We start from the raw sequence: 7173 nt of genomic DNA, 5'->3' as shown, positions 1-7173 counted from the left end.
TGACGAGGAAGGGGTAGCCCTGGGTGGGATGGGGCCAGAAGTCCACCGCGTACACGCGCAGCAGGTTGGGGTGGGAGGAGTAGGTGAAGAGGGCTGATGCCTCGCGCGCCAGGCGCCGCCAGGCGCTCGTCTCCTCCACGTCCTGCGCTTCCGTGAGCGCCTCGGTGGATGGGTTGAGGGGGAGCAACCCCATTTTCATGGAGTACGGGCGGCCGTCGCGCTCCACCTTGAAGACGCGGGAGGAGCCTCCACGGCCCAGCACCGCGACGATGAGCCAGGGCCCCACCCAGTGGCCGGGCTGGAGGTGGTCCGGGTGAATGGCTTCTGTCGTCATGGGGCGTGTCTCCTAAAGCTCCACGTCGAGGAGGGGGAGGGGCCGGACGCCGCTCTTGTCCAGCACCTCCAGGCGGAAGACCTCGCCCGCCTTCCAGAACGGCGTCTCCGTTTCCACCGTGACGAGGCCCTCTTCGCCCGGCGCGAGCTGCGCCTTGTTCATGTCCACGGAGCGCACCTTCACGGCGGTACCGTCGGCGCGGGTGAGCCGCGCCACGCCTGGCACCCAGGGTTTCTGTCCCGGAAGGTTGCGCACACGGACGACGGCGAGAGCCCAGCAACAGGCGCGATACCCCACTCCGCCCGGCACCCTCAACCCACCCCGCGCATCTGCGGGTGCATTCCAGATGCGCCGAGCCAGCACCCCTTCTGGGCCGAGGCGCCCCGAAAACACGAGCCCAGCGGGCCCGCTCGAGGCCCGGAGCGCCGCGAGTTGCGCCTCCTTCTCCGCCAGCACCGACTCCAACGCCTCGACGGTGCGCGGGCGGCGCACCACCTCCACCTCCTTGTCCACCAGCGTGGGGTGGGAGACGAGCACGAGCGTGGCCACCGCCGAGGAGGCGCCGTCCTTGTAGCGCACCCGCATCACCAACTTCTCCTCGGCGCCCAGGTCGACGGAGGGCTCCACCGCGACGAGGCGCTCGCCCACGTCCACCCACCGGAAGCGCGCGGGTCGGCCCTCGAGTTCCAGCGAAGCCTTGTCGATGGGGGAGTCGAAGCGCAGGTAGGTGGCGATGCCGGCCGCCACCCGCGCCTCCGGAACCGGCTCACTGGGGTAGGCCGGGAGGAGGAGCTGCCGCTCCTGGCGCTCGCGGGCCGGGGTCTGGGCTGCCGAGGGCAACCCAAGGGACAAGGAGAGAAGGACGAGGAATGGGAGGGGCGGTGGTAGTGCCAGGGTGGTGAACCTCTCCGGTTCACCTTAGCAGATGCCGCACCCAGAGCGGCCAGGACTCGAAGCGGCCTTCCCACCCCAGCATCTTCGTCCGCGCCGGCTCGCACGGCGCTCGACACGCAGGACGGTCACGATGATGTTCCTCTCGATGGGTGCACGTCTGCTGGCCACGGCCACGAATGACATGAGCACCAGGAGCACGGTAGACCGGAGAAGTAGGCGCTTCCGCATGACGCAGGGTAACAGCCCGATAAAATCCCCTGTCCACAACAGAGACGGTAACCGGCGGGAACATGACCCATCCACCCAATGACACTCGAAAGAGAATCGGTCACTCAATGCAACGGGCCTTGCAGGCAGCCTGGGAGGTAGGCGTCGCAAGGGACTACGACTGTGGCCTGTTCGGAACGGAGCGCGGCCTGCAGGCGAGCCTCTACTTCCATCTCCGCGCGCTCCTTGGACCAGGAGAACGTGTCTTCGTCGAGCCCAGAATCATCCTGCCCGAGAGAGCAATCATCCCCGACATCTGCATTGTGGGTGAGCATGAGGTATGGGTACTGGAGCTCAAACTCCAGAACGCCGCACGCCAAGGTGTCGTCTGGGAATCCGATTTCCAGAAGTTCGCCGCATTCACCAATCCATCAGGCATGACACTGAAGCTCGAGGGACGCGGCGACTTCGAAGAGACCCTGCTCCATGACAACATGTACTTCCTGTTCGCAGCAGTAGGGGACAGCACTTGTGGAGCACTCTCCCTGGAATGGCTCCGGGAAAAAACAACTGCCAACCCAAAGCTCGAAAACGTCCTGCAGCGAATCTACTGGGCGGGAGGCATTACCGACCCTGGCCTGAGGCACTTCGAAGGACCCGTCTCACTCTTGTCCCGTGAAAGCCACGCGCCCAGATGAAGAAGACGAATTCGTCTGCCTCGAAGCCAACTGCGAGAACGAAACACCTGATACCTGGACTCGCCATCATCCTCGGGGGCTGCGCGGGGTTTCCCTTCTCCCGCCCGGAACCCGTGGAGGATGACCGCTCCATCGTGTTCCCACGGTTCTTCGAGCGCTCCACCGTCCAGCTGAGCGCGGACGGTCAACCGTATGAGCTGGATGGAGCGGTGCTTCGAGCCATCATGATCGCCGCCAATGACTTTCTGCCTCCCGGTGGCAAGACGCAACCGTGTTGGAAGAGGCAGGAAGCACATCGTTATCGGATCATCCGGCAGGGGGACATCGTCTTCGTTCGTATCGACGAGGACCTCGAGTCCTGCGGACTGCAGTACGTGTCGCTGGATACGGGCGTCACGTATGCCATCCACACGGATGGCCGTATCCTCCGGCGCGTATTCGATGGTCAGCCCGGCGCCGAGCCACTCCCCCCGGATGCGCTCGACGCGGGCAGTCCGGGCTCATCCCCGGATGCGGCCGTGCCTGCTCCCGTGGATGAACCGTCCCCACAGGACGGGGGTTCTGGCCCCGTGTCTTCGGGCCCGGTGCCTGCTGCGCCATCCGCTCCGGATGGAGGCACTCCACCCGTGCCGTAGCCGGGCGAGCGTCCGAGCGGAGGAGCGGCGCGTCATGCCGGAGGAAGACTCCCGGAGCGGGGAGTTTCACGATATGTGGGACGGACTTCCGGACCCGCCATGACCTCACGTCCCCCCTGTCGCCCGCTGCCCGCGGATGGCCGCTTCCTGCAGGCAATCGCCCCCACGCCGCTCGTCCCCGTCCGCCTCGACGCCGAGGGCCCCACCATCTGGTGCAAGCTGGAGTTCCTCAACCCGAGCGGCTCCACCAAGGATCGCATCGCCCGGTACATGCTGGAGAAGGCGTGGCGGCTCGGCGAGCTGTGCCCGGGTGGCGAGGTGGTGGAAGCCTCGAGCGGCTCGACGAGCATCGCGCTGGCGCTGGCCTCGGCGCAGATGGGCCTGAAGTTCACCGCCGTCATGCCCGAGGGCGTCACGGGCGAGCGCGTGCTCACCATCCGCGCCTACGGGGGCAACGTGGAGCTGGTGCCGCGCGACTCGGGCATCCGCGGCGCCATCGCCCGCTCGGAGGAGATCTCCCGGGAGCGCAAGGCCTTCGCGCCGCGCCAGTTCGAGAACCCGGACAACGCGGAGGCGCACCGGGTGTGGACGGGGCAGGAGATCCTCTCGCAGGTGCCGGGCGGGCTGGTGCACGCGGTGGTGAGCGGCGTGGGCACGGGCGGCACGGTGGTGGGCCTGTACCAGGCCTTCGCCGAGGCGGGTTGCCCGGTGACGCCCTTCGTGGCGCGGCCCATCTCGGGGATGGGCACGGACATCGAGTGCTGCAGCTTCAGCTCGCGCGTGCCGGGCGTGGTGGATGGCCTGTCGCGGCTGTACCGCGAGGCGGACCTGCCGGGGCTGGTGGAGCTGAACGTCTCGGACGAGCTGGCGATGAGCACGGCGCGGGCGCTGATCCGCCGGGGCTTCCCGGTGGGGCCCTCGTCGGGGCTCAACTACGCGGCGGCGGTGGAGGCGGCGAAGCGGCTGGGCCCGCAGGCACAGGTGGTGACGATCTTCCCGGACCGGATGGAGCGCTACTTCTCCACCGAGCTGCTGCAACCCCGGCCATGAGCTCCCCACGGACCACGCCGGAGGCCGCCGAGGCCGGGCTCGAGGAGCTGCGTCTGCTGCACGCGCTCAACCGCGCGGTGGACGACCTCATCGAGGGGTGCATCCGAGACCAGCTCTCCCTGGCGCGGACCTTCCAGCGCATCCTGCCCGAGGTGTTGAAGGAGACGGGGGCACAGGGCATCGCCGTCACCACGCGCAACGAGGAGCTGGCCGAGCAGACCTTCCACGCGGGGGACTTCGGCGGCGTCTTCCCGGGCCCGCTGCTCGCCGGGCCGTACGGTACGCGGCGCGAGGGGGACGGCACGGTGGTGAGTCAGACGCTGGACGTGATGGGCCAGACGGTGGGGCACATCGGCCTGTACCTGGTGGGAGACCACACGCGGCCCGAGCACGCGCAGCGCCTGGAGCGCATGCTGGACACGGTGGCCGAGCAGCTCGACACGGTGCTGCTGCTGGTGCACACGGCGAGTGAGAAGCAGGAGCTGATCCTCCGGCTCAACCAGTTGCTGGCCAACCCCGTCTTCGAGGCGGGCATGGACCAGGTGGTGTTGACGCTGGCGCAGCGGGTGCGGGTGCCGGGCTTCCTGCTGGTGTACCGGGACGCGGTGAGGCCCTCGGTGTTGCACTACCGGGCGTACCGCAACGGGCACCTGGAGCACGACTCGGGGGACAAGCCCTCGGCGGAGCTGGACGGGCTGCTGCGGGCGCACGGCGCGGAGCTGCTCCAGCCGGGCGAGGAGCGGCTCAAGCGGGTGTTGGGGCAGCCGCGGGTGATGGAGGCGGTGCTCATCTCGGGGCACGTGCGGAGCGAGCAACTGGGCCGCATCCTGCTGTGGTCGGGGGAGGAGGGCTTCTCCAGCCACACGATGGACCTGGTGCGGGTGCTGGCCTCGACGCTGAGCCAGCGGCTGGTGGACTACAACCGCGAGCGCACGCACCTGTCGAAGTTCTTCCCGGCGGAGGCCATCGACGAGCTGTTGCAGGTGCCGGACTACGCGGCGCGCTACCTGGTGGGGAGGGACGAGGAGGTGGGCATCCTCTTCGCGGACCTCAACGGCTTCACGCGGCTGTGCGAGCAGTTGGAGAGCCCGGCGCGCATCGGCCGTTTCGTGGACCGGTGGAGCGATCGGATGGTGGAGCTCTTGTGGCGGCACGGGGGCGTGTTCGACAAGATGGTGGGTGACTGCATCATCGGGCTGTTTGGCCCGCCGTTCTTCCGGAGCGGCCGGCGCGAGCGGTGCGAGGCGCTGGTGCGGGCGGCGTGTGACATCCAGCGCACGACGGGGGCGATGAGCGCGGACCCGGAGGTGAGGACCATCTGCGAGCGGGTGGGGATGCCGGGGCTGGGAGTGGCGGTGGGACTCAACCTGGCGCCGACGCTGTGCGGGCTCTTCGGGCCGAACCAGGACTACACGGGCTTCTCGACGGGGATGAACCAGACGGCGCGGCTGCAATCGCTGGCGGGGTTCCGCGAGATGCTGGTGATGGAGCCGGTGAAGCAGGCGCTGGAGGGCAGCCAGGATCCCGTCATCCAATCACTCCGTTATGGCGAGCTGACGGAGACACCAGTGAAGAACGTGGCGAAGCCGCTGCGTCACCACCGGCTCCACCTGCCGGACTGAAGCCCCCCACACAGCACCACGGCAGCACAGAAGCACAGAAGCACAGCCCCACCGTGGATCCAGGGCCCTCAATATCCCCTCGCCCTCCGGGAGAGGGACGGGGTGAGGGTGCCACGGATCCCAGGTTGTGCCTACGAGCGGGACGAGCCGCGGGCCGAGCGGGCCTCTGGGGCGCGGATGACCTTGGCGTCGGAGGTGAGCTCGCGGGAGCGATGGAGGGGGAGGACGAGGGCGGCGAGCTGGGCGAGGAGGAGGCCGAGGGACATGAGGGCGGTGTTGCCAGGGCTCCAGTGCTGAACGAGGACGGCGCTGGTGGCCATGAGGATGCCGACCACGACCGCGAGCCACATGACCTTGGTACCGACCTTCATCGCGCCGACCTCCGGGAAGAGACAGAGGGAGGCATTGCGACGGCTGTGCCATCCATCTCCGCCTCGGGAGACGAGGGACACCGGGGCGTTCCGCCACAGGGAGGGGTGAGGCAAACCGGGAGACTGAGGCGATCCGCCACAGTCTCGGGTTCCGCATGCACCCTCTCCCTCTGGGAGAGGGAACGCCCGTCACGCCGTACGGAAGGGACCGGTCACCTCGAAGGTGATGCCATTGCTGGAGGAGCCGGTGGTGCCGCGCTGGGAGCTGAAGTACAGCCGTTTGCCATCGGGGCTGAAGGCGGGACCGGTGATCTCCGAGCTGTTGTGTCCCACGAGTTGGAGGAACGGGGCCACCACCCGGCCCGGGGTGATGATGCAGATCTGCAGATCTCCTCCGTCCTCGGCGACGTAGATATCCCCGGCGGAGGACACGGTGACGTTGTCCACGCCGGTGAGGGGCGAGTTCGGGTAGAGGTTGTCGTCGTAGATGATCTCCAGGCGCGAGGTGGAGGGGGTATAGGCCCAGACGCGGTTGTCGCCCTTGGTGGTGAAGTAGACGACGCCGCGGTCGTACCAGCAGCCCTCGCCGCCGTTGAAGACGGAGGTCTGCGAGGCATTGGTCTGCTGGGAGGCGGGCTTGGTGGAGGACACAGCCACCCACGTCACGGTGGCGCCGGTGAGCGGATCTCCCGACACCCGAGCGGCCTCGAGGGTGCCCGAGCCGAGCGAGGGATAGGCGGACGGAGTAAACCGATAGAAGCGGCCGCTGGTGCTGTCCTCGGTGAGGTAGAGGCGGAAGTCATCGGAGTCGACGGCGACGGCCTCGTGGGCGAAGGTGCCGAGCGCGGAGCGCACCGAGCCCTGCGAGGGCTTCGTGACATCGCACTCCCAGACGCGGCCGCCGGAGAACTCCTCGCAGGAGAGCCAGGTGCCCCAGGGGGTGGGGCCTCCGGCGCAGTTGGAGGTGGTGTTGGAGAGGATGCGGTACGCGCCGACGATGGCGCCACCGGCATCGAACTTGAGGGCCGAGGCGCCGCCGGTGCCGGAGGACTTCTCGGAGTTGGAGGAGTAGATCCACCCGCCGCCGGAGACGGGGAAGCAGGCGCCGCCGTCGGGAGCGCCGTGCCAGGTGTAGCCGGTGCTGGCCACCTGGAGGCCGGAGCGGGCGACGATGCGCGAGGAGAAGCCGGCGGGCAGGCGGACGCCGTTGACGTCGGCCGAGCCGGACATGGCGCCATAGGGGCTGGGGCCGGGCTGGGCGGGGGCGGCGTAGGCGTTGCGCCAGAAGGCGGGGCCCAGGGCGAGCGCGGATCCACTGAGCGCGGACAGACGCAGGAAGTTGCGGCGATCGAGTTGCATGAA

General features: G+C 68.5%; 7 protein-coding genes and 1 pseudogene. 4 read left to right on the top strand and 4 right to left on the bottom strand.

Going from position 1 to position 7173, the window contains the following annotated elements; translation table 11 throughout:
- Positions 1-334: pseudogene (locus VFZ09_RS32335) on the bottom strand (serine/threonine protein kinase); the annotation flags it as partial.
- Positions 335-346: 12 nt separating this feature from the next.
- Positions 347-1186 carry a DUF2381 family protein gene (locus tag VFZ09_RS32330; protein WP_329731573.1) on the bottom strand — a complete coding sequence of 280 codons (840 nt, stop codon included), beginning with the start codon at positions 1184-1186 and terminating at the stop codon, positions 347-349.
- A 377-nt stretch (positions 1187-1563) separates the two neighbouring features.
- Here VFZ09_RS32330 and VFZ09_RS32325 point away from each other — a divergent pair, with 377 nt between their 5' ends.
- The 4 genes from VFZ09_RS32325 (at position 1564) to VFZ09_RS32310 (ending at position 5440) form a co-directional block, all read left to right on the top strand.
- Positions 1564-2133, top strand: coding sequence for a hypothetical protein (locus VFZ09_RS32325; protein WP_329731572.1), 570 nt, complete (start codon positions 1564-1566; stop codon positions 2131-2133).
- A 134-nt stretch (positions 2134-2267) separates the two neighbouring features.
- Entirely contained in the window at positions 2268-2768 is a 501-nt protein-coding gene (locus tag VFZ09_RS32320) for a hypothetical protein (RefSeq protein ID WP_329731571.1), read from the top strand.
- Between the two features lie 99 nt (positions 2769-2867).
- The gene (locus VFZ09_RS32315) at positions 2868-3818 is read left to right on the top strand and encodes a cysteine synthase family protein (protein WP_329731570.1); all 951 of its coding nucleotides are present in this window, start codon (positions 2868-2870) and stop codon (positions 3816-3818) included.
- The gene (locus tag VFZ09_RS32310) at positions 3815-5440 is read left to right on the top strand and encodes an adenylate/guanylate cyclase domain-containing protein (RefSeq protein WP_329731569.1); all 1626 of its coding nucleotides are present in this window, start codon (positions 3815-3817) and stop codon (positions 5438-5440) included. Before VFZ09_RS32315 ends, VFZ09_RS32310 begins: the two co-directional genes overlap by 4 nt.
- Positions 5441-5571: 131 nt before the next feature.
- Here VFZ09_RS32310 and VFZ09_RS32305 read toward each other — a convergent pair whose 3' ends face one another.
- Both VFZ09_RS32305 and VFZ09_RS32300 read right to left on the bottom strand, forming a co-directional pair.
- A complete protein-coding gene (locus VFZ09_RS32305; RefSeq protein ID WP_329731568.1) occupies positions 5572-5811 on the bottom strand; it encodes a hypothetical protein in 240 nt (79 codons plus the stop codon).
- A 189-nt stretch (positions 5812-6000) separates the two neighbouring features.
- Positions 6001-7170: an alkaline phosphatase PhoX gene (locus tag VFZ09_RS32300; protein WP_329731567.1), complete on the bottom strand. Its 1170-nt coding sequence runs from the start codon at positions 7168-7170 to the stop codon at positions 6001-6003.
- Positions 7171-7173: the final 3 nt, after the last annotated feature.

Source organism: Archangium sp. (assembly GCF_036277355.1).
Taxonomy (GTDB): domain Bacteria; phylum Myxococcota; class Myxococcia; order Myxococcales; family Myxococcaceae; genus Archangium.
This window is presented reverse-complemented; position numbering and strand designations above follow the sequence as displayed.